Source organism: Lysinibacillus sp. NPDC097195 (genome assembly GCF_044762075.1).
Lineage (GTDB): Bacteria > Bacillota > Bacilli > Bacillales_A > Planococcaceae > Lysinibacillus.
On sequence record NZ_JBIWDP010000010.1, the window covers coordinates 1 to 20,175 of the forward strand.

General features: G+C 37.3%; 23 protein-coding genes and 1 rRNA gene. 23 read left to right on the top strand and 1 reads right to left on the bottom strand.

Annotated elements, in window-relative coordinates; translation table 11 throughout:
• The 11 genes from rrf to rsmI form a co-directional block, all read left to right on the top strand.
• Window positions 1–94 (top strand): 5S ribosomal RNA (gene rrf / locus ACIQXI_RS21255); the annotation flags it as partial.
• 333 nt (window positions 95–427) lie between these two features.
• Entirely contained in the window at window positions 428–1,852 is a 1,425-nt protein-coding gene (locus ACIQXI_RS21260) for an aminotransferase class I/II-fold pyridoxal phosphate-dependent enzyme (RefSeq protein ID WP_402928424.1), read from the top strand.
• A 17-nt stretch (window positions 1,853–1,869) separates the two neighbouring features.
• Window positions 1,870–2,499, top strand: a complete 630-nt coding sequence (gene tmk / locus ACIQXI_RS21265; RefSeq protein ID WP_402928426.1) for a dTMP kinase — start codon at window positions 1,870–1,872, stop codon at window positions 2,497–2,499.
• Window positions 2,500–2,769: 270 nt separating this feature from the next.
• The gene (locus tag ACIQXI_RS21270) at window positions 2,770–3,099 is read left to right on the top strand and encodes a cyclic-di-AMP receptor (RefSeq protein WP_024362572.1); all 330 of its coding nucleotides are present in this window, start codon (window positions 2,770–2,772) and stop codon (window positions 3,097–3,099) included.
• Between the two features lie 123 nt (window positions 3,100–3,222).
• Window positions 3,223–3,663, top strand: coding sequence for a YaaR family protein (locus ACIQXI_RS21275; RefSeq protein ID WP_402928428.1), 441 nt, complete (start codon window positions 3,223–3,225; stop codon window positions 3,661–3,663).
• 159 nt (window positions 3,664–3,822) lie between these two features.
• Window positions 3,823–4,827 carry a DNA polymerase III subunit delta' gene (holB, locus tag ACIQXI_RS21280; protein ID WP_402928429.1) on the top strand — a complete coding sequence of 335 codons (1,005 nt, stop codon included), beginning with the start codon at window positions 3,823–3,825 and terminating at the stop codon, window positions 4,825–4,827.
• On the top strand, window positions 4,820–5,635 hold the full coding sequence (locus ACIQXI_RS21285) for a PSP1 domain-containing protein (RefSeq protein WP_402928431.1): 816 nt from the start codon (window positions 4,820–4,822) through the stop codon (window positions 5,633–5,635). The genes holB and ACIQXI_RS21285 overlap by 8 nt, the downstream gene beginning before the upstream one ends.
• Before the next feature lie 27 nt (window positions 5,636–5,662).
• Window positions 5,663–6,019 (top strand): DNA replication initiation control protein YabA, encoded by a 357-nt coding sequence (gene yabA / locus ACIQXI_RS21290; RefSeq protein WP_228134245.1) that lies wholly within the window; start codon window positions 5,663–5,665, stop codon window positions 6,017–6,019.
• A gap of 63 nt (window positions 6,020–6,082) precedes the next feature.
• The gene (locus ACIQXI_RS21295; protein ID WP_402928432.1) at window positions 6,083–6,832 is read left to right on the top strand and encodes a tRNA1(Val) (adenine(37)-N6)-methyltransferase; all 750 of its coding nucleotides are present in this window, start codon (window positions 6,083–6,085) and stop codon (window positions 6,830–6,832) included.
• Entirely contained in the window at window positions 6,816–7,079 is a 264-nt protein-coding gene (locus ACIQXI_RS21300) for a GIY-YIG nuclease family protein (protein ID WP_402928434.1), read from the top strand. Before ACIQXI_RS21295 ends, ACIQXI_RS21300 begins: the two co-directional genes overlap by 17 nt.
• A complete protein-coding gene (gene rsmI, locus ACIQXI_RS21305) occupies window positions 7,076–7,951 on the top strand; it encodes a 16S rRNA (cytidine(1402)-2'-O)-methyltransferase (RefSeq protein ID WP_402928437.1) in 876 nt (291 codons plus the stop codon). Before ACIQXI_RS21300 ends, rsmI begins: the two co-directional genes overlap by 4 nt.
• 243 nt (window positions 7,952–8,194) lie before the next feature.
• Here the strand turns inward: rsmI and ACIQXI_RS21310 are convergent, their stop codons facing one another.
• On the bottom strand, window positions 8,195–8,473 hold the full coding sequence (locus tag ACIQXI_RS21310; RefSeq protein ID WP_402928440.1) for a transition state genes transcriptional regulator AbrB: 279 nt from the start codon (window positions 8,471–8,473) through the stop codon (window positions 8,195–8,197).
• A 346-nt stretch (window positions 8,474–8,819) separates the two neighbouring features.
• Between ACIQXI_RS21310 and metG the strand changes: the two genes are divergently transcribed.
• The 12 genes from metG to glmU all read left to right on the top strand — a co-directional run bounded on the left by metG (window position 8,820) and on the right by glmU (window position 20,163).
• Window positions 8,820–10,796, top strand: a complete 1,977-nt coding sequence (gene metG, locus ACIQXI_RS21315; RefSeq protein ID WP_402928442.1) for a methionine--tRNA ligase — start codon at window positions 8,820–8,822, stop codon at window positions 10,794–10,796.
• 252 nt (window positions 10,797–11,048) lie between these two features.
• On the top strand, window positions 11,049–11,819 hold the full coding sequence (locus tag ACIQXI_RS21320) for a TatD family hydrolase (protein WP_402928444.1): 771 nt from the start codon (window positions 11,049–11,051) through the stop codon (window positions 11,817–11,819).
• A gap of 135 nt (window positions 11,820–11,954) precedes the next feature.
• On the top strand, window positions 11,955–13,166 hold the full coding sequence (locus ACIQXI_RS21325) for a resuscitation-promoting factor (RefSeq protein ID WP_402928446.1): 1,212 nt from the start codon (window positions 11,955–11,957) through the stop codon (window positions 13,164–13,166).
• 167 nt (window positions 13,167–13,333) lie between these two features.
• The gene (gene rnmV, locus ACIQXI_RS21330; protein WP_402928448.1) at window positions 13,334–13,900 is read left to right on the top strand and encodes a ribonuclease M5; all 567 of its coding nucleotides are present in this window, start codon (window positions 13,334–13,336) and stop codon (window positions 13,898–13,900) included.
• On the top strand, window positions 13,893–14,774 hold the full coding sequence (rsmA, locus tag ACIQXI_RS21335; protein ID WP_402928449.1) for a 16S rRNA (adenine(1518)-N(6)/adenine(1519)-N(6))-dimethyltransferase RsmA: 882 nt from the start codon (window positions 13,893–13,895) through the stop codon (window positions 14,772–14,774). Before rnmV ends, rsmA begins: the two co-directional genes overlap by 8 nt.
• Window positions 14,775–14,928: 154 nt before the next feature.
• Complete coding sequence (gene veg, locus ACIQXI_RS21340; protein ID WP_010857021.1) at window positions 14,929–15,189, top strand: biofilm formation stimulator Veg; 261 nt, start codon at window positions 14,929–14,931, stop codon at window positions 15,187–15,189.
• Window positions 15,190–15,302: 113 nt separating this feature from the next.
• The gene (locus ACIQXI_RS21345) at window positions 15,303–15,485 is read left to right on the top strand and encodes a small, acid-soluble spore protein, alpha/beta type (protein ID WP_402928451.1); all 183 of its coding nucleotides are present in this window, start codon (window positions 15,303–15,305) and stop codon (window positions 15,483–15,485) included.
• A gap of 215 nt (window positions 15,486–15,700) precedes the next feature.
• Window positions 15,701–16,567 carry a 4-(cytidine 5'-diphospho)-2-C-methyl-D-erythritol kinase gene (gene ispE / locus ACIQXI_RS21350; RefSeq protein ID WP_402928453.1) on the top strand — a complete coding sequence of 289 codons (867 nt, stop codon included), beginning with the start codon at window positions 15,701–15,703 and terminating at the stop codon, window positions 16,565–16,567.
• Between the two features lie 56 nt (window positions 16,568–16,623).
• Window positions 16,624–17,451, top strand: a complete 828-nt coding sequence (gene purR / locus ACIQXI_RS21355; protein WP_402928455.1) for a pur operon repressor — start codon at window positions 16,624–16,626, stop codon at window positions 17,449–17,451.
• A 3-nt stretch (window positions 17,452–17,454) separates the two neighbouring features.
• Entirely contained in the window at window positions 17,455–17,829 is a 375-nt protein-coding gene (locus ACIQXI_RS21360; protein ID WP_402928457.1) for a RidA family protein, read from the top strand.
• Between the two features lie 388 nt (window positions 17,830–18,217).
• Window positions 18,218–18,520, top strand: a complete 303-nt coding sequence (spoVG, locus tag ACIQXI_RS21365) for a septation regulator SpoVG (protein ID WP_402928458.1) — start codon at window positions 18,218–18,220, stop codon at window positions 18,518–18,520.
• Between the two features lie 272 nt (window positions 18,521–18,792).
• Window positions 18,793–20,163, top strand: a complete 1,371-nt coding sequence (gene glmU, locus ACIQXI_RS21370; RefSeq protein WP_402928460.1) for a bifunctional UDP-N-acetylglucosamine diphosphorylase/glucosamine-1-phosphate N-acetyltransferase GlmU — start codon at window positions 18,793–18,795, stop codon at window positions 20,161–20,163.
• The last annotated feature ends 12 nt before the right edge of the window (window positions 20,164–20,175 follow it).

The following is a 20,175-nucleotide window of genomic DNA, read 5'->3' on the forward strand; positions in this document are numbered from 1 at the left end:
TCACACCCGTTCCCATACCGAACACGGAAGTTAAGCTCTTTAGCGCCGATGGTAGTTGGGGGCTTCCCCCTGTGAGAGTAGGACGTCGCTAGGCACAAGCAAAAGACTGAAGAGATTTCTTCAGTCTTTTTTATTTTGTATTTGCATAGGTATATATTCAGCGTAATTCGAAGGGCTAGACGGACACTCTTGAAATTTGAAGCATATATAAATAAGCAGTAGATAAATGGAGACGCATTTGATAGGATGCCGTTTCTAATATCAGTCTACCAAAGCCGTTCCGTAAAGAAGCTTGTCGATGATACGATAATAAAAGAATTTTTTGTCAAAACGCTTCTAGGCTATTCTATTTTATAGGATAGCTTTTTTATCCCGCCAAATTCCCGTATAATTAAAGAATAATAAAACGAAAAAAGGGTGTCTTGTTTTGCAAAAGAAAAAGCCAATTGTAGAAGGTTTAGAGCGTTTTCGACAACAACAAAATATATCCTTTCATGTGCCAGGACATAAGCATGGGGAATTATCAAAATTACCACAAGCTTTTAAAGATATTATGCGCTATGATGTTACCGAATTAACAGGACTAGATGACTTGCATTATCCTGAAGAAATGATTTTAGAGGCAGAAAATTTGCTAGCAGATACATACGGTGCGATGAAAAGCTTTTTCTTAGTAGGTGGCTCTACGGTAGGAAATTTGGCAATGATTTATGCTACATGTAAACGCGGCGATACTATTATTGTACAACGTAATGCACACAAATCTATATTTCACGCAATTGAACTAGTGGGTGCGAAAGCTGTATATGTATCTCCAGCGTGGGATGAACGAACATTAACAGCAACACATGTCTCCTATCACGATTTAAAACAGGCGGTAGATTGTTATCCAGATGCTAAGGCAGTAGTTTTAACGTATCCTACATATTACGGTATGACTTCTAAAGAGATAGCACAGCAAGTAGCATATTGTCATGAGAAAAGCATACCTGTGTTGGTGGATGAGGCTCATGGGGCTCATTTTAGCGCCTGCTCTTTATTTCAGCCATCTGCACTGACATTTGGGGCTGATGTGGTTGTACAGTCTGCACACAAAACGTTGCCCGCTATGACAATGGCTTCCTTTATGCATGTGAATTCAGAAATAGTGAATGTTGAGCGCATCCATCACTATTTACGCATGTTACAGTCCAGCAGTCCTTCATATATATTGTTAGCTTCTTTAGATGATGCACGCTATTATATACAGACATATATGGAGAGTGATGGTGCATATATAATAGAGAAAAAAAATCAATGGGCTGAAGCATTGCGTGCAATTGGCTCATTGGAAGTTATTGAAGTAGATGATCCGATAAAGTTATTGCTACGTGTAAACGGTTATAGCGGCTATCAATTACAAGAGGCATTAGAAACTAAGCAGGTTTATGCAGAGCTTGCTGATGCACATCAAGTTTTACTTGTATTGCCACTTTTAAAGCAGGGCCATAGTTATCCGTTTGCAGATATACGTGTTCGAATTAAAGAAGCTGTTACAGCATTATTAAACACGGAAAAAGCGGCGATTCAAGCTGTATCACAAAGTGCATACAATTTTGTAGCCATTACAGAACCGATGTATTCGTTTGATGAAATAGCAAATATGGAGAAGGAATGGCTACCTTATATGCGAACAATGGGACGTACGGCTGCAAGTATGATTATTCCTTATCCACCTGGTATACCATTGCTTGTTCCAGGTGAAAAAATTACAGTGGCTAAACTTAGTCAATTAGAGGAATTACTTGCAACAGGTGCAACGTTCCAAGGAAATCACCGGTTAGAAGAGAAAATGATTGAGGTCATTAAATAGTTGGAGGCAATAACAGCATGAATTGCAATTTATTTATTACTTTTGAAGGTCCAGAAGGTGCTGGTAAAACAACGATTATCCAAAAAATCGCTGAACGATTAGCACAGCAGAATATAGATGTATTAGCAACGAGAGAACCCGGCGGCATTGAGATCGCGGAAAAAATACGCACAATCATTTTAAACCCAGCGCACACAGCAATGGATGAACGGACAGAAGCATTATTATATGCTGCAGCTAGAAGTCAGCATTATTTTGAAAAAGTAAGACCTGCTTTAGATGCCGGTAAAATGGTCATTTGTGATCGATTTATCGATTCATCATTAGCTTATCAAGGCCATGCACGTGGCATTGGTGTTGACGAGGTACTAGCTATTAATGAATTTGCCATCGGAAAAAAATTACCTGACTTAACAATCTTATTTGATATTTCGCCAGAGGTAGGATTAGCACGTATTCACGCTCATGGGGATCGAGAAGTAAACCGCCTCGATGTAGAAAGCTTGGCATTCCATCAAAAGGTGCGTGAAGGATATTTGCAATTAGTAAACAGATATCCAGAGCGTATAAATGTCGTCAATGCAGACCAAAGTATTGAGCGTGTAGTTGAGGATGTATGGGCATTATTATGTGAAGCAATACAGTAAAAACATGAAGTTGGCCACCATATTGTGATATAATGGTAACATCCAATGACAGATGAACTGTATCGGATAGAAGAAACTTTTCCATATAGGTGCTAAGAAGAATGTAACTTGCCTAGCAATTAACGGTGACGATAACCGAAGTTAGAAAGCATTATGTTAAAAGCAGTGGATTTTACTGAGGCAATCCATACTCAATGGAAATTGCATTGATTGATTACTGTTTTTCAATAAATTCTATCAAGGCCAATTATATAAAAGGGGTGAGTGCGAATGAAGTTAGTTGTAGCTGTGGTACAAGATCAGGATAGTAGCCGCTTATCGAATGCTTTAACGAAAAATCAGTTTCGCGCAACAAAATTAGCGAGTACAGGGGGCTTTTTACGCTCAGGTAATACGACGTTTCTAATTGGAACAGAGGACTCTCTTATACCCAAAGTTTTAGATATTATCCGTGATAATTGTCGAGCGCGTGAACAATTGGTGGCACCTGTTTCACCATTAGGTGGTAATGCAGATTCCTATATACCTTATCCAGTGGAGGTTGAGGTAGGGGGAGCAACTGTATTTGTTTTACCGATTGAACAATTTCACCATTTTTAACAGTCGTTGATAAACTTGCAGCATAGTCAATGACTATGTTGTTTAGTAAGAGGTGCCAAGCAGGCAGTACAAATTCGCAAAGAAAGAATTTGATGAAGAAAGCAATTGGGAGGCGAAAGCAGCTTGAAGATCAATCAAGATATACGGGTCGGGTTAAATACTAATCGTACAGAGCCTCTACAAAATACAAATCAAAACAACCGATTTGGTGATATGGTCGTAAAGCAAGGTTCTAAATTGCAAACCGAACAATTAACACGATTGTTGGGGGATATTTCTACTGCTGGTGACCGTGTTGCAAGATCGCGTAATTTGCGAGAGCTTGCACGTTTTAAAATGCTTGTGAAGCGTTTTTTACAGGAAACTGTAGAACATGGAATGGAATTAAAACAATCACATACATGGAATCGCTTTGGTGAAGGAAGACGTTTAAAAATTATTGAAACAATTGATTCACGTCTTGTTGAACTTGCACAAGATATTTTAGATGAAGAAAAGGAAGCGATTGACCTTCTCGATAAAATCGGAGAGATTAAAGGTCTTTTAATTAATCTATATATGTAAAACCCGTGTCTTGTTCACTTGTAGGCGCGGGCTTTTTTCAAATTTGATCAGTAGGATGTTTATTCCGCAAAAACATATTAGGTGGAGCGTTTGATCTCCAAAAAATTAAAACTACAAGTCCAGAAGGCTTTATTGATATAGGAAGGAATTTAATAAAAAATGGCGAAGAATGTTGAAGAGCTTTTCACACTACAGCCAGTTGTAATGAAGCAGCTTCAAACGATTTTTGACAAAAATAGATTAGCCCATGCATACATTTTTGATGGCGAAAAAGGGACAGGCAAAGTGGATATTATGCATTTTTTTGTAAAATTAATGCTATGTGAACAACCACATGAAAATGTTCCATGTGAAACATGTCGAAATTGCAGACGTGTTGATTCGGGCAATCATCCGAATATTCATCAAATTTATCCTGAGGGTCAATTTATAAAAATTGATCAAATACGGGAACTAATTGCTGAAATGAAAATGATGGGTGTTGAGCAAGGACGTAAAATTTATGTACTTCATCATGCAGACCGTCTTAATATAGCTTCTGCCAACATGCTATTAAAGTTTTTAGAAGAACCGGATGGGGAAGTTACGGCTATTTTGTTAACAGAGCAAATGCAATCGATATTGCCTACAATTCGTTCGCGCTGTCAGCATATTAAATTTCAAAAATTGCCTAGACAAGTATTGTTAAAGCATTTGCAAGAAAACGATATTTCTCATTCGATGGCTTCTACTGTTAGCATGATGACGAATGAGCTCGAAACAGCTATTTTTTTAGCAAAAGATGAGCAGTTTGCACAGGCTAGAAAAACAGTGTTAAAATTAGTAGAGGCGATACGCCAAAATGTACATGAAGCGATGATTGTTGTACATGAGGAATGGTTGCCTTTGTTTAAGGAAAAAAGCGAAATGGAGCAAGCATTGGATTTACTACTATTTGCTTACCGTGATATAGTGTCAATAAAAGCTAATCCCGAAGCAGCATGTACTTATCCAGACATGTTACAGACTTTTAAAGAAATCGCGTTACATTCGACTTTCGAACGCCTATCTAGCCAAATGGAGTCCATTTTACAGGCGCGCGCATCTTTACAGCGTAACATGAATAGGACGTTAATGATGGAGCAGCTAATGCTAAATCTGCAGGAGGGATATACATTTGTATAATGTAGTAGGAATCCGCTTTAAAAAAGCGGGTAAAATATATTATTTTGATCCAGCATCATTTCTACTAGAGGACAGTCAATATGTCATTGTAGAGACAGCTCGTGGTATAGAATATGGTAAAGTAGTTGTCCCTCAAAAAGTAGTAGGAGAAAATGATGTCGTATTACCACTTAAACAAGTTCTACGACCAGCAGATGAACGTGATCGTATTCAAGTTGAAGAAAATGCAATCGAGTCAAAGCGGGCATTTGAACTAGCAAGCGCAAAAATCATCGAACATAAACTAGAGATGAAACTTGTTGATGTTGAATATACATTTGATCGTAATAAAATTATTTTTTATTTTACAGCAGAAGGACGAGTTGATTTTAGGGATTTAGTAAAAGATTTAGCCTCTGTTTTTAGAACGCGAATCGAGCTACGCCAAATCGGTGTACGAGATGAAGCAAAATTATTAGGTGGTATAGGTCCATGTGGTCGTATGCTCTGTTGTTCAACATTTTTAGGTGATTTCGATCCAGTGTCTATTAAAATGGCAAAAGATCAGAATTTATCTTTAAACCCGTCAAAGATTTCGGGGTTATGTGGTCGTTTAATGTGCTGCTTGAAGTATGAAAACGATGAATATGAAGAAGCAAAAGAAGGTATGCCCGATGTTGGTGAAATGACAATGACACCAGATGGTCGTGGTAGAGTTGTAGGTTTAAATGTGCTGGAAAGACTTATTCAAGTATATTTACAAGAGCAGGAGCGCACGGCTGAGTATACACTAGAGGAACTGCTAGCATGCGAAAAAAATCTTATATAAGATAGAGAATTTAACGAGGTGGCTTGGGTGAAGGACCGTAATTTCTTAGATACCGTTATGGAGTTCGAACAACAGCTCGAAGCAATGCAGGAGCAATTTGGTGCATTGAAGCAATTTGTAGCGTTAATGATGGAAGAACATAAGGCACTCGAAACAGAAAATCATCACCTTCGTACACGTCTAGAAGAACTACTTTCTAAAGAAAACACCGTACAGGCTGCAGATGAGAAGAAAGAGATTCCATTAGATATTGGCGAGGGATATGATAACTTAGCGCGTCTATACCAAGAGGGCTTCCACGTTTGTCATGTTCACTTTGGGAGCTCACGTAAAGGTGAAGACTGTCTGTTTTGTCTATCATTTTTAAATAAGCAAAATGTGTAATAGAAGACTGATTCCCGCTTCGGTGGTGTCAGTCTTTTGTTTTGTATAGTAGGAGGAAGATTCATGGAAAATTGGTTAAAGGATGATGAAAGGCTAGATTATTTGTTAGCAGAGGATTTACGAATTATCCAAAGCCCATCTGTCTTTTCTTTCTCATTGGATGCAGTGTTACTTTCGAAATTTGTCAACGTACCATATTATAAAGGGAAGATAGTTGATTTATGTTCGGGTAATGGCGTCATTCCATTATTTTTAAGTGCCAGAACGAAAGGGCATATTACAGGGGTAGAATTGCAACCACGATTATTTGAAATGGCACAGCGCAGTATTCGTTACAATAACCTAGAAGAACAAATTGCAATGGTACTTGGCGATGTAAAAGAAATTCCCGCACAATTAGGAATTGAAAAATATGACGTGGTAACATGTAATCCGCCTTATTTTTTAGCACATGAAGCAAGTGATAAAAACTTAAGTGAACATCATGCGATTGCACGACATGAACTACATTTAACACTAGATGAAGCAGTCCACTCTGCAAGTAAGTTATTAAAACAAGGTGGCAAGGCTGCGTTTGTTCATCGTCCAGGCCGTTTATTAGATATTGTCACAGCGATGCGAGCAAATCGATTAGAGCCAAAGCGTATGCAATTGATTTATCCAAAAGAAGGAAAGGAAGCCAACACTTTATTAATAGAAGGAATAAAGGATGGTAAACCGGATTTAAAAATATTACCCCCACTTTATGTTTATGATGCCAACAATGAATATACAGCCGAAGTGAGAGAAATGCTTTATGGAAAAAAACAATAGCCATTTCTTTTATGTATTAGAATGTGCGGACAAGTCGTACTATGCTGGTTATACAAATAATGTAGAAAAGCGAGTGGCGACACATAATGCAGGTAAAGGGGCAAAATATACAAAAGCACGTGGACCAGTGGAATGTATTTATGTCGAAGCTTTCGACACAAAACAAGAAGCGATGCGGGCAGAATATGCTTTTAAGCAGTTAACAAGGATGCAAAAAACGAAATATATGGGGAGGGATAAATCGTGAAATCACAAAAAAGTACAATGCACGATCAGCAAGGCTGCTTATATCTAGTAGCTACGCCCATTGGGAATTTAGAAGATATGAGTGTACGTGCATTACGTCTTTTAAAGGAAGCAGATGTAATCGCTGCTGAAGATACACGTAATACAAAAAAGCTTTGCAATTATTTTGAAATTGAAACACCTCTTGTGAGTTATCATGAACATAATATCGATGCTGGGGGAGAGAAATTATTAGGGTTTTTACGCCAAGGGAAAACGGTAGCATTAGTAAGTGATGCAGGGCTACCTTGCATTTCTGATCCTGGAGCGGATATTGTTGTCAAAGCAATAGCCGAAGGAATTGCGGTCGTACCAGTACCAGGCGCCAATGCGGCCCTTTCGGCTTTAATTGCTTCTGGTTTAACACCACAGCCATTTTTCTTTTACGGCTTTTTAAACCGTGGAAAAAAAGAGAGACGCCAACAATTAGAGCAATTAAAAAAGCGACAAGAAACGATTTTATTTTACGAGGCGCCCCATCGCCTAAAAGAAACGTTAAAGGATATGGAAATGATTCTTGGCAATCGTCGTATTGTGTTAGCACGTGAATTGACAAAGAAATTTGAAGAGTTTCTCCGAGGTACATTAACAGAAGCGGTGACATGGTCACAGTCAGAGGAAATACGAGGAGAATTTTGCATTGTCTTAGAAGGAAATCAAAATGCAGAAGAAGACATACAAGAAGAAGCCTACTGGATAGCTATGAGCGTTATAGAACATGTTGATTATATTATTACAGAAACAGGTATGACATCAAAAGAAGCAATAAAAGAAGTCGCAAAACTACGTCAAGTAGCTAAGCGAGATATTTATAATGCCTACCATAGTGAGTAAGCATCAATAGCGAAGGTTGTCTCCATGGAGGCAACTTTTTTTAATGCTTTTATACAACTTCCTGCTATTTTCTTTATTAAAATAAAATTGATAATAATGGTAAAAAAGAGTAATCTTAATAAAAGAAGTCTGACATGGACATTATAAGGGAAGAAAGTTTATTATTTTTCCATTATAAAAAGAAATTTTTATCAAAAAATAAAAACACCTAAACCGCTGTTCGATTTAGGTGCTCTAAAGAAATTATTTTTTTAAGCTAGATTGGATTTCATTCATTAACATTTCTGCGCCTTCTGGGCTTAAAATTAATTTGCCTCCAACTAGACGGAAGTTATCATCAGAAACTTCACCAGTTACAGCACATGTCATATTTGGCATATATTTTTTTAAGATGATTTTGTCATCGTCAACGTAGATTTCTAAAGCGTCTTTTTCAGCGATACCTAATGTACGGCGAAGTTCGATAGGAATTACCACACGACCTAATTCATCGACTTTACGAACGATACCTGTTGATTTCATAATTATTTTTCCTCCTATAAGTAAAAGTTATATTGTGTTTCGTCAAATTTCGACATTATTTCCTTGTCTGATAGTTATCATACCAAGTAATGCCATAAACGTCAATTAATTAATACAGTAATAATCTCTGATTTCTAAAAATTTTTGAGAAGAAAACTGTTATATTCATTTTTTTAAAAGGTTTTTATTATAGATTTTATTTTATAGTAAAAAAGCTTCTTATAAAATACATTAAATGGATTAGAATAATTTTCGACATTTTTCGCGTTTAATAAACTTTCATTGAAACGAATTTCGTACTTCGTTAGAATAGATATTATACTGTGAAACATTGGAGGCAGTTCTCGTGAGCGAACAAAACAAAACATTCTATATAACAACCCCGATTTACTATCCAAGTGGAAAATTTCATATTGGTACTGCGTACACAACGGTGGCGTCTGATACGATAGCACGCTATAAACGTTTACGTGGTTATGATGTGCGTTTCTTAACAGGAATGGATGAGCACGGACAAAAGATTCAAGAAAAAGCTGCAGAAGCTGGCAAGCATCCTCAGGAATATGTAAATGAAATTGCAGATGCAGCGAAAAAGCTTTGGGCATTAATGGACATTTCTTATGATGATTTTATTCAAACGACAGAAGAACGTCATACGAAAACTGTCGAAAAGATTTTCCAAAAGTTTTTAGATAACGGCGATATTTATAAAGGCGAGTATGAAGGATGGTACTGTACACCATGTGAGTCATTCTTTACAGAGACACAATTAGTAGACGGTAATTGTCCGGACTGTGGGCGCGCTGTTCATAAAGTGAAAGAGGAATCTTACTTCTTTAATATGAAGAAATACGCAGATCGTCTATTAGCTTATTATGAAGAAAATCCGGAATTCATTGAACCGGAGTCTCGCAAAAATGAAATGATTAATAACTTCATTAAACCAGGACTTGAAGATTTATCAGTATCACGTACTTCATTTGATTGGGGTATTAAAGTACCTGGAGACCCAAAACACGTAATTTACGTTTGGGTAGATGCATTAACAAATTATATTACTTCATTAGGTTACTTATCAGAAGATGATACGCTATTTAACAGATATTGGCCGGCAGATGTGCACGTTGTTGGAAAAGATATTGTACGTTTCCATACAATCTATTGGCCAATCTTCTTAATGGCTCTTGATTTACCATTGCCAAAAAAGGTTTTTGCACATGGATTTATAATGATGAAGGACGGTAAAATGTCTAAATCAAAAGGAAATGTTGTATATCCTGAAATGCTAATCGAGCGTTATGGACTAGATGCAACGCGTTACTTCCTATTAAGAGAGCTTCCATTTGGTTCTGACGGTGTATTTTCTCCAGAGTCATTTGTTGAACGTACAAATTTCGACTTAGCGAATGATTTAGGCAATTTATTAAACCGTACAATTTCCATGATTAACAAATATTTTGATGGGCAAATTCCTTCAGAAAATCTTCAATCGACAGAATTTGATGAGGCATTAAAAGAGCATGCTGAATCAGTTCGTATTAAATATGAAGAAAGTATGGAAAAAATGCAATTTAGTGTTGTGTTAGCTGACCTTTGGACACTAGTTTCACGCACAAATAAATACATTGATGAAACACAACCATGGGTGCTTGCTAAAGATGAAGCGGACAAACCAAAATTAGGGTCTGTTATGCGAAATTTGGCAGAGAGCTTACATCATATTGCAGTCATGTTACAACCATTTATGACAGCTACACCGACACGCATTTTGCAACAATTGGGTCTAGATGACAAATTTTTAGCATGGGAAACAATTGAAACATTCGGTAATACTATTCCAGCAAACATTAAAGTGGAAGAAAAAGGGACACCAATTTTCCCTCGTTTAGATAGTGAAATTGAAATTACTTACATTCGTGAGGAAATGCGTGGATCTGTAAAAACTTCTCAAGAAGAAGAACCTAGCGTAGAATCGAAAGCTGTAGAGGTTCCAGAAATTCCTGAAATTTCTATTGATGATTTTATGAAAGTTGACTTACGTGTGGCAACGGTTACAGCGTGTGAGCCAGTCCCAAAAGCAGATAAATTATTAAAGCTTCAAGTTGACCTTGGGTATGAGCAACGACAAGTGGTTTCGGGAATTGCCAAGTACTATTCAGCTGAGGAATTAGTCGGGCAAAAAGTAATTGTAGTTGCCAACCTGAAACCTGTTAAGTTACGAGGTGAATTATCACAAGGCATGATATTAGCAGGCGAAAAAGATGGAATTTTAAAGCTAGCATCTGTTGATCCAAAACTTGAAAATGGTGCAAAAGTAAAATAAAAATGGAAAATGGCCTGTTGAGTAGAAAATATTCAGCAGGCCATTGTAAATTTGGGCTAAAACTGGGCATTTAATTATTCTGAGATAATTTAGTCTATGCATATTTTGACGAATTTTAGGTAAATGGTAATAGTTTTGACGGAATTTTATAAGTGTATTGTCACAATACTAAATTGTTTGTAACAAATTTGTAATGCGTATGAAAAATATGAAATAATAATTTTTAATAAAATCAATGTTAGGGGAATGACAATGTTTATCGATACACATGTCCATTTAAATGCAGAGCAGTATCAAGATGACTTACAACAAGTCATTGATCGTGCGCTTGAAGCAAAGGTCGAAACCATGGTAGTGGTAGGTTTTGATCGTAAAACGATTGAAAAAACGATGGAATTAGTAGAACAATACGATTTTATTTACGGTGTCATTGGCTGGCATCCGGTAGACGCCATTGATTGTACTGAAGAGGATTTACAATGGATTGAGGAATTGGCGGCACATCCCAAGGTCGTTGGCATTGGAGAAACAGGATTAGACTACTATTGGGACAAGTCACCAAAGGAAGTTCAACAAGCTCTTTTCCGTAAGCAAATTCATTTAGCCCAAAAAGTAAATTTACCAATAATTATTCATAACAGAGATGCAACTGCAGATGTTGTCAATATTTTGCGTGAAGAGAATGCGGCTTCTGTTGGAGGCGTCATGCATTGTTACAGTGGTAGTGTAGAGACTGCACGACAATGCATTGCGATGAATTTTATGATAAGTCTTGGCGGTCCAGTGACATTTAAAAATGCGCGTATGCCGAAAGAAGTGGCTACAGAGATACCTTTAGAGCACTTAATGATTGAAACAGATGCGCCTTATTTAGCGCCGCATCCCTATCGCGGTAAACGGAATGAACCAGCATTGGTGCCATTAGTTGCAGAAGAAATTGCACGTTTAAAAGAATTACCAATCGAGGAAGTGGCACAAGTAACGACTGCCAATGCAAAAAAATTTTTTAGGATTGACGTTTAACTAGCTAAAGTGCCTCCAATACAGTGTTTGCGGTTGGCTAAAATAGCATGGTCAAATTTTTTTGAAATACATTCGGGTTGACAGTGCTAAATCTAGTCCGTATAATCCAACTTTGTATTAAGGAGGCGTTTTTTCATGTCAAATAATTCCATGAAAAACTTGTTCTTAGGATCATTGAGGAGTAAGCAAACAGTGATAAGAATTGTTTCACTTGTCCTGTTTGTGTCAGTAATTTCATTCGTACTTTTCCAAGGTACTAAAAAATCCGTAACGCTTAACGCTAACGGAGAAACAATTGAAGTATCAACACATGCTAAAACTGTAGAAGAACTATTACAAAATCAAAATATAGACGTAGCAGCGCATGACAAAATATCACCCTCTCTGAATGCCAAAATTGTTAATGGTTTAGCAATTAATTGGGAACAGGCAAAAGAAGTAACAATTTCAGTTGATGGAAATCAGTCAAAAGTTTGGACAACTGAAAAACTAGTGAAGGACATTTTGAAGGAAGCAAATATCGAAGTATCAGAGCATGATGCATTAGTGCAAGGTTTAGATACAGAAGTAGGAGCAGATAACAAAATCGATATTCAAAGAGCGTTTCAGGTAACGCTTGTCGATGGGTTAGAGAACAGACAAGTTTGGTCCACTTCGACTACGGTCGCTAACTTTTTAAAACAACAAGGAATTCAACTTAATGAATTCGATCGTGTCGAGAATAACCTGGAGGACGTTATCACTCCAGAGAGTAAAATCGCAGTAGTTCGCGTAGAAAAGGTTATCGATGTAGTGGAAGACTCTTTAGATTTCACAATTGAAAAGAAGCAGGATGCTTCATTGCAAAAAGGTAAAGAAAAAATCGTAACGACGGGCGAGAAAGGCAAAATTTCTCGAACGTATGAAGTCGTGAAAGAGAACGGCAAAATTGTGACAAAAAATTTACAAACTGAAAAAGTCATAAATGAGCCAAAGAAACAAGTAGTTGCTGTTGGTACTAAAAAATTAGTAGCGAGTGCGACAACTGTATCTCGTGGTTCAGCGGAGCCTGCTAGTGGGAAAGAATTTTATGTAACTGCAACAGCGTATACACCATATTGTAACGGTTGTTCAGGGAAATCAGCTACTGGCATTAACTTACGTTCGGATTCTGGCTTAAAGGTCATCGCAGTAGATCCATCTGTTATTAAACTTGGCTCAAAAGTATGGGTTGAAGGCTATGGAACAGCGATTGCTGGAGATACTGGTGGTTCAATTAAGGGTAATAAGATCGACATACTAGTACAATCAGATGCCCAAGCGCGTAAATGGGGACGTAAGAAAGTGCGCATTAAAGTATTAAATTAAAAAAAATGTAAAAAATAACAAAATGTTTTCACTAAGCATTGGCTTTCCTGTATTGACTGGCGGGAAAGCTTTTTTCATGTATATAACAGTTGAGCCTTGTATTTCTGTACAATCGTTCAGGGCAGTTGTAAAATGGTCTGAAGATAAGGTAGAAAAGAGGAGCCTTTTTGCAAATACAAGAAGTGATAGTCGTAGAAGGAAAAGATGATACAACGGCGATTAAGCGGGCTGTTCAGGCAGATACTATTGAAACAAATGGTTCGGCTATTTCTGAAGAAACGCTTAAACGTATTCAGCATGCACAAGATAAACGAGGTGTCATTGTTTTTACTGATCCGGATTATCCTGGACGGCGAATACGTGCCATTATTGAACAACGTGTAGAAGGTGTAAAACATGCTTTCTTACCAAAGGCTAAAACTATTGCGAAAAATGGTAAAGGTTTAGGTATTGAACATGCGGCAGATGAAGATATTCGTGAAGCATTGCGTCTCGTCTATACGCCAAATAGCACCGAATCCATTACGGATGATATTACGCTAGAAGATTTAATGACTGCTCGCTTAATTGGTCATCCATCGGCGAAAAGACGCCGTGATCGTCTAGGAGAAATCTTAAATATAGGTGCAACAAATGGTAAACAGCTTCATAAAAGATTAAAAATGTTTCAAATAACAGAACAGCAATTCGGAGCAGCTGTCGCACAGGTAGATCAGGAGGAAAATAATGCATAAGGATATTGCAACACCAAATCGAACACAGGAAATTTTAAAGAAATATGGATTTTCGTTTAAAAAGAGCTTAGGGCAAAACTTTTTAATCGATCCTAATATTTTAAGAAATATTGTTAGTCATGCAAATTTAACAGAAAATAGTGGTGCAATTGAAGTAGGACCTGGTATTGGTGCTTTAACAGAACATTTAGCACGTAGTGCAAAAAAGGTCGTGTCATTTGAAATTGATCAGCGCTTATTACCAGTACTAGCAGATACATTAAGTCCATATAATAATGTGTCTATCGTCCATTCCGATATTTTAAAGGCGGATGTGGCAAAAGTAATTGAAGAAGAAATGCCAGGTATTGAAGATATTATGGTCGTTGCAAATTTACCCTATTACGTTACGACGCCTATATTAATGAAATTGTTAAATGATCGTTTACCAATTCGAGGTTTTGTCGTGATGATGCAGAAAGAAGTTGCTGATCGTATTACAGCAAAACCAGGAACAAAAGAATATGGCTCACTATCCATTGCCATTCAATACTATGTCAAGGCTGAAATTGCGATGACCGTGCCGAAAACGGTATTTATGCCACAACCAAATGTAGATTCAGCCGTTATTCGCCTTATTAAGCATGATGAGCCACCGGTAAAGGTGATTGACGAAGATTTCCTTTTCGTAGTTACTCGCGCTTCATTTGTACAGCGCCGTAAAACCATTTTAAATAACTTACAATCAGGTCTACCAAATGGCAAGGCCAATAAAGATAAAATCATTGAAGCATTAGAATCAGTAAATATTGAACCGACTCGTCGTGGTGAGACGCTCTCCATTCAGGAGTTTGGAAAGTTAGCGGATGCCTTATATCCAACCTTTGCAAAGTAAAAAAATGTTACATTTTCATTCTAAATTTAAAAAAAACGTATTTTTTCAAAAAAAATAAGTTGACAACATTTATAAAGGGCTGATAAAATATTATATTTTGTTGACATTTTTGGGCTTATCACTTATACTAATTATTAGTGAGGTGTAAGCGAAAATGCCAAAAACTTTAGCGGACATTAAAAAGTCGTTGGATTGTCATTTGGGTAAACGTTTGCAATTAAAAGCAAACGGTGGTCGCAAGAAAACGGTCGAGTGTGCAGGGATATTGCGTGAAACATATCGTGCAATTTTTGTAGTAGAGCTTGATCAAGAAGACAATACGTGCAAGCGCGTATCGTATAGCTACACAGATATTTTAACTGAGGCAGTAGAGATTACATTTTTAGACGAAGCACAGGCTGCTGTCGCGAAATAGTTTCTAGTACTTATTTCTATATTTTGAAGCGCTCATGTATGTTAAAAACTACATGAGTGTTTTTCGTTTTATCGGACATACTAATGTCGTCAGTTGTTAAAGGAGGAGTTTATATGCCTAGAAAAGGTATCATGTCACCTCGTTTAAAAGAAGAGATCGCCAAAGAACTTGGATTTTATGATGTTGTGCAAAAAGAAGGTTGGGGCGGCATTAAAGCTCGAGATGCTGGTAATATGGTGAAACGTGCCATTGAAATGGCTGAAAGAGCTGCAAGCAGCGAGCAAGAGCGTAAGTAAAGTACTGCGCATAAAATAGATTGCTTACATTTTTACTTCATTTAGCGAAGAAGTGATTCTCTGCTGAACACAACAAAACAACAACTGACGAAAGAGAACCGTTCTAAAACGGTTCTTTTTTCAGTTTGCTTTCTCATTATGGTAAAATAAAATGAATTATCTTGCGCGAAAAATGAATGGCTGTTTCTGCGTGTAGTTATGAGGGAGGAAGTAAGATGCTTTATGTAAAGGCGCCTGCAAAAATTAATTTAACATTAGATGTTCTTTATAAACGACCAGATAATTATCACGAAGTGGAGATGGTCATGACGACTGTCGATTTGGCAGACCGAATTAGCTTAGAATCTCGAGAAGATGGGGTAATTGAAATTATTTCAACAGATAATTTCGTTCCAAATGATCATCGCAATTTTGCTTATCAAGCAGCGCGTCTTATAAAAGATACATACGGCATTAGACAGGGTGTATCCATTACAATTGAAAAAGAAATACCGATTGCAGCAGGTCTTGCTGGTGGTAGTAGTGATGCTGCGGCGACACTAAAAGGATTAAATGAGCTTTGGCAGTTAAAGCTATCGATAGACGAGCTTGCTGAGCTTGGTGCTAAAATAGGTTCAGATGTGTCTTTTTGTGTGTACGGAGGTACAGCACTAGCAACAGGGCGAGGAGAGAAGATTCAAGAATTACCGGCACCGCCAAGTTGTTGGGTTGTATTAGCTAAACCAAAAATCGGTGTATCGACAGCAGAAGTATATGGTGGCTTAAAAGTTGAAGGACTAGAGCATCCTAATACTAAGCAAATGATTCAGGCAATTGAAACTGATAACTATGAACTACTATGTGCATCTTTAGGTAATGTTTTGGAAACTGTAACATTTAAGCTACACCCAGAGGTGATTATGCTAAAAGAACAAATGAAACGTTTTGGAGCAGATGCTACGTTAATGAGCGGAAGCGGTCCAACGGTCTTTGGTCTTGTGGATAGTGAGGCGCGTGTTAGCCGCATTTACAATGGTTTAAGAGGTTTTTGTGAAGAAGTATATGCTGTACGTATATTAGGTGAGCGGAATACGCTTGCTTAAAATCGCATAATTGTGTTAATTTTACCTATAAATATTCGTGTTTAGGAGAGGGTCGCATGAAATGGAAGCGTAGTGAACGACTAGTTGATATGACGTATTATTTACTAGAACATCCACATCAGCTGATCCCGCTAACTTATTTTTCAGAATTATATCAATCAGCAAAGTCTTCTATTAGTGAAGATTTAACGATTGTAAAAGAAACTTTCGAAGAAAAAGGAATCGGGTTATTGATAACAGTGCCAGGGGCTGCAGGTGGTGTAAAGTATATTCCTAAAATGTCCAAGGAAGAAGTTCGTTTAGTCATACAGGATTTAAAGGCAGAGCTGGAACATTCAGATCGTTTGTTACCTGGTGGCTATTTATTTATGACGGATTTATTGGGCAATCCAGACTTAATTAACCGAGTTGGAAAGGTTTTTGCATCAGCATTTGCTGACCAACAAATTGATGTCATTATGACAGTAGCAACGAAAGGTATCTCTATTGCGCACGCGATTGCAAGGCATTTGAATGTACCGGTTGTTGTTGTCCGTAGAGATAGCAAAGTAACAGAAGGTTCTACAGTCAGCATAAACTACGTATCTGGTTCTTCTCGAAGAATTCAGACAATGGTATTATCTAAAAGAAGCATGAAAAGTGGACAACGTGTACTGATTACCGATGACTTTATGAAAGTCGGCGGTACGATGAACGGTATGAAAAATCTATTAGAAGAGTTTGACTGTCAATTAGCAGGCATCGCGGTGCTTGTTGAAGCAGAACATGCAGATGAAACTTTAGTAGATGATTACTATTCACTTGTAAAGCTTCATGAGGTCAATGAAAAAGATCGAACAATCGCATTGAGTGAAGGCAACTATTTTACAAAAAGGGAGAAATGACAAATGAATGTAGTATCTACAACGAATGCACCAGCAGCAATTGGTCCATATGCGCAAGGAATCGTCGTAAATGGGATGTTTTATAGTTCAGGTCAAATTCCATTAACTGCAGCAGGTGAACTAGTGGAAGGTGATATTGTCGCTCAAACGCATCAAATATTTGCTAATTTAAAAGCAGTACTAGAAGCTGCAGGCTCATCACTAGACAATGTTGTAAAAACAACAGTCTTTATGAAAGATATGAATGACTTCGTTGCAATGAATGAAGTATATGCTAGTCACTTTGGAGAGCATAAGCCAGCTCGTTCAGCAGTAGAAGTAGCACGTCTACCAAAAGATGTGAAAGTAGAAATAGAAGTTATCGCCATCGTTAAGTAAAAATAAGTACAAGCCCTTTAAAAGAGTAAAAGTTCTTTTAAAGGGCTTTTTTAATTATAAATAGATACTCCTTTAACATTTTGACGTGCGGTGCTTTGGCAAACAGCGGCACTGTGTGCAAACTGAATCCGCATGCATGGGAAAGTAAAGATTTGTATAGGGGATTTCGAGTAGGGTGAAGTATGCTAATTCACGGATAATAGATTAGTTTTTATAATTTTGACAAACAATTGTCATATTTGCCGTCAACTTAAGAAATTATTATAAAGAAATAAAAGTGAAGTATTCAAATTTTTTAGAAAATTTGGTAGACTATAAAAAGGAAAATATTCGGTAATAGAAAGATAATATTTTCAATTAGGCATCTAAGATGAGAGGTGGTGAGAAAATGGAAGTTACTGATGTAAGATTACGTCATGTACAAACGGATGGTCGCATGCGTGCGATTGCTTCCATTACACTCGACAATGAGTTTGTGGTACATGATATCCGCGTTATTGATGGGAATACAGGCTTATTTGTCGCTATGCCGAGTAAACGTACACCAGATGGCGAATTTAGAGATATTGCACATCCTATCAATTCAACAACTCGTAACAAAATTCAAGAGATTATTTTAAACGCGTACCATAACTCTAGCGATATGCCAGAGTTAGAACAAGCAACGGAATTAGAAGGAATTGGCGTATAATTTTTTAGAAATAAATGGTCATTTAAAGGTTATTTACAAAATAGTATCCTTTTGGTGATGCAAGCAAAAAGAACTCCTCAATGACTAAGGAGTTCTTTTTTATTTTTCAAAAAAGAGAAAAAGAGCAGATTTCAGTACATAGCTCATACCATTCGAGCATATGGAGTATTCGATTTAGGAATTCACCGTTTAGTCAATGTTACATGCCTTGAAAATAGATGAATTTTGCTATATAGTCATAAGAGAAAATGAGCGTATTGGAGGACTTACTGATGAGCAATATTTTTGCTGTCATTTTGGCTGCAGGTCAAGGTACACGTATGAAGTCCAAATTATATAAAGTGCTCCATCCAGTATGTGGGAAGCCAATGGTACAGCATGTAGTGGATCACATTCAAACGTTAGATGTGAATCGCATCGTAACGGTTGTAGGACATGGGGCAGAAAAAGTAAAACAACAACTTGGAGATAAGAGCGAGTATGTTTTACAAGCTGAACAATTAGGTACAGCACATGCAGTACAACAAGCAGAGTCCATTTTAGGTAACGAGCAAGGCACAACACTCGTTGTGTGCGGTGATACACCACTTATTCGCCCTGAAACGATGAAAGCTTTGTTTGAGCATCACCAAGCAAACAATGCAAAAGCAACAATTTTAACAGCTGTTGCTGATAATCCAACTGGCTATGGTCGTATTTTACGTGGCGAAAACGGACAGGTGGAGCAAATTGTTGAACAAAAAGATGCAACTGTAGAACAGCAACGAGTGAAAGAAATTAATACGGGGACATATTGCTTCGATAACAAAGCATTGTTTGAGACATTAAAGCTTGTGAAAAATGATAATGCACAGGGAGAGTATTATTTACCTGATGTCATTGAAATTTTACAAAAACAAGGCGAAATCGTAGAAGCATATGTAACAGATGATTTTGAAGAAACACTCGGTGTCAATGATCGTGTAGCATTGTCGCAAGCCGAAGAGTTAATGCGTGCACGCATTAATGAACGTCATATGCGTAATGGTGTAACAATCGTTAACCCAACTGCTACTTATATTAGTGCAGATGCAGTTATTGGCCGTGATACAATTATTCAACCAGGCTCTATGATTGAAGGAGCTACTGTCATAGGTGAGGATTGTACAATTGGTCCAAATACACAAATTATCGATAGTCGTGTAGGCGACCGTACTTCTGTGCATTCATCTGTTGTACGAGAAAGCACGATAGCGGAAGATACAGCAATTGGACCTTTTGCACATATACGTCCACTTTCTGATATCGGAAGCCATGTGAAAATCGGTAACTTCGTAGAAGTAAAGAAAAGTAAGCTAGGCAACGATACAAAAGTATCTCATTTAAGCTATATTGGAGATGCTGAAATAGGTAATAACGTCAATGTTGGCTGTGGTTCCATTACAGTAAACTATGATGGGAAAAATAAATTCCAAACAATTATTGAAGACGATGTATTTGTAGGATGTAATACTAACTTAGTAGCGCCAGTGAAAGTTGGAAAAGGTTCATTTATTGCAGCAGGATCTACAATTACAAAAGAAGTTCCTGAGGACGCGCTAGCAATTGCTCGTGCAAGACAAGAAAACAAGCCGAATTATGTAAGTAAATTAAATTCAAAATAATTATCAACTAAA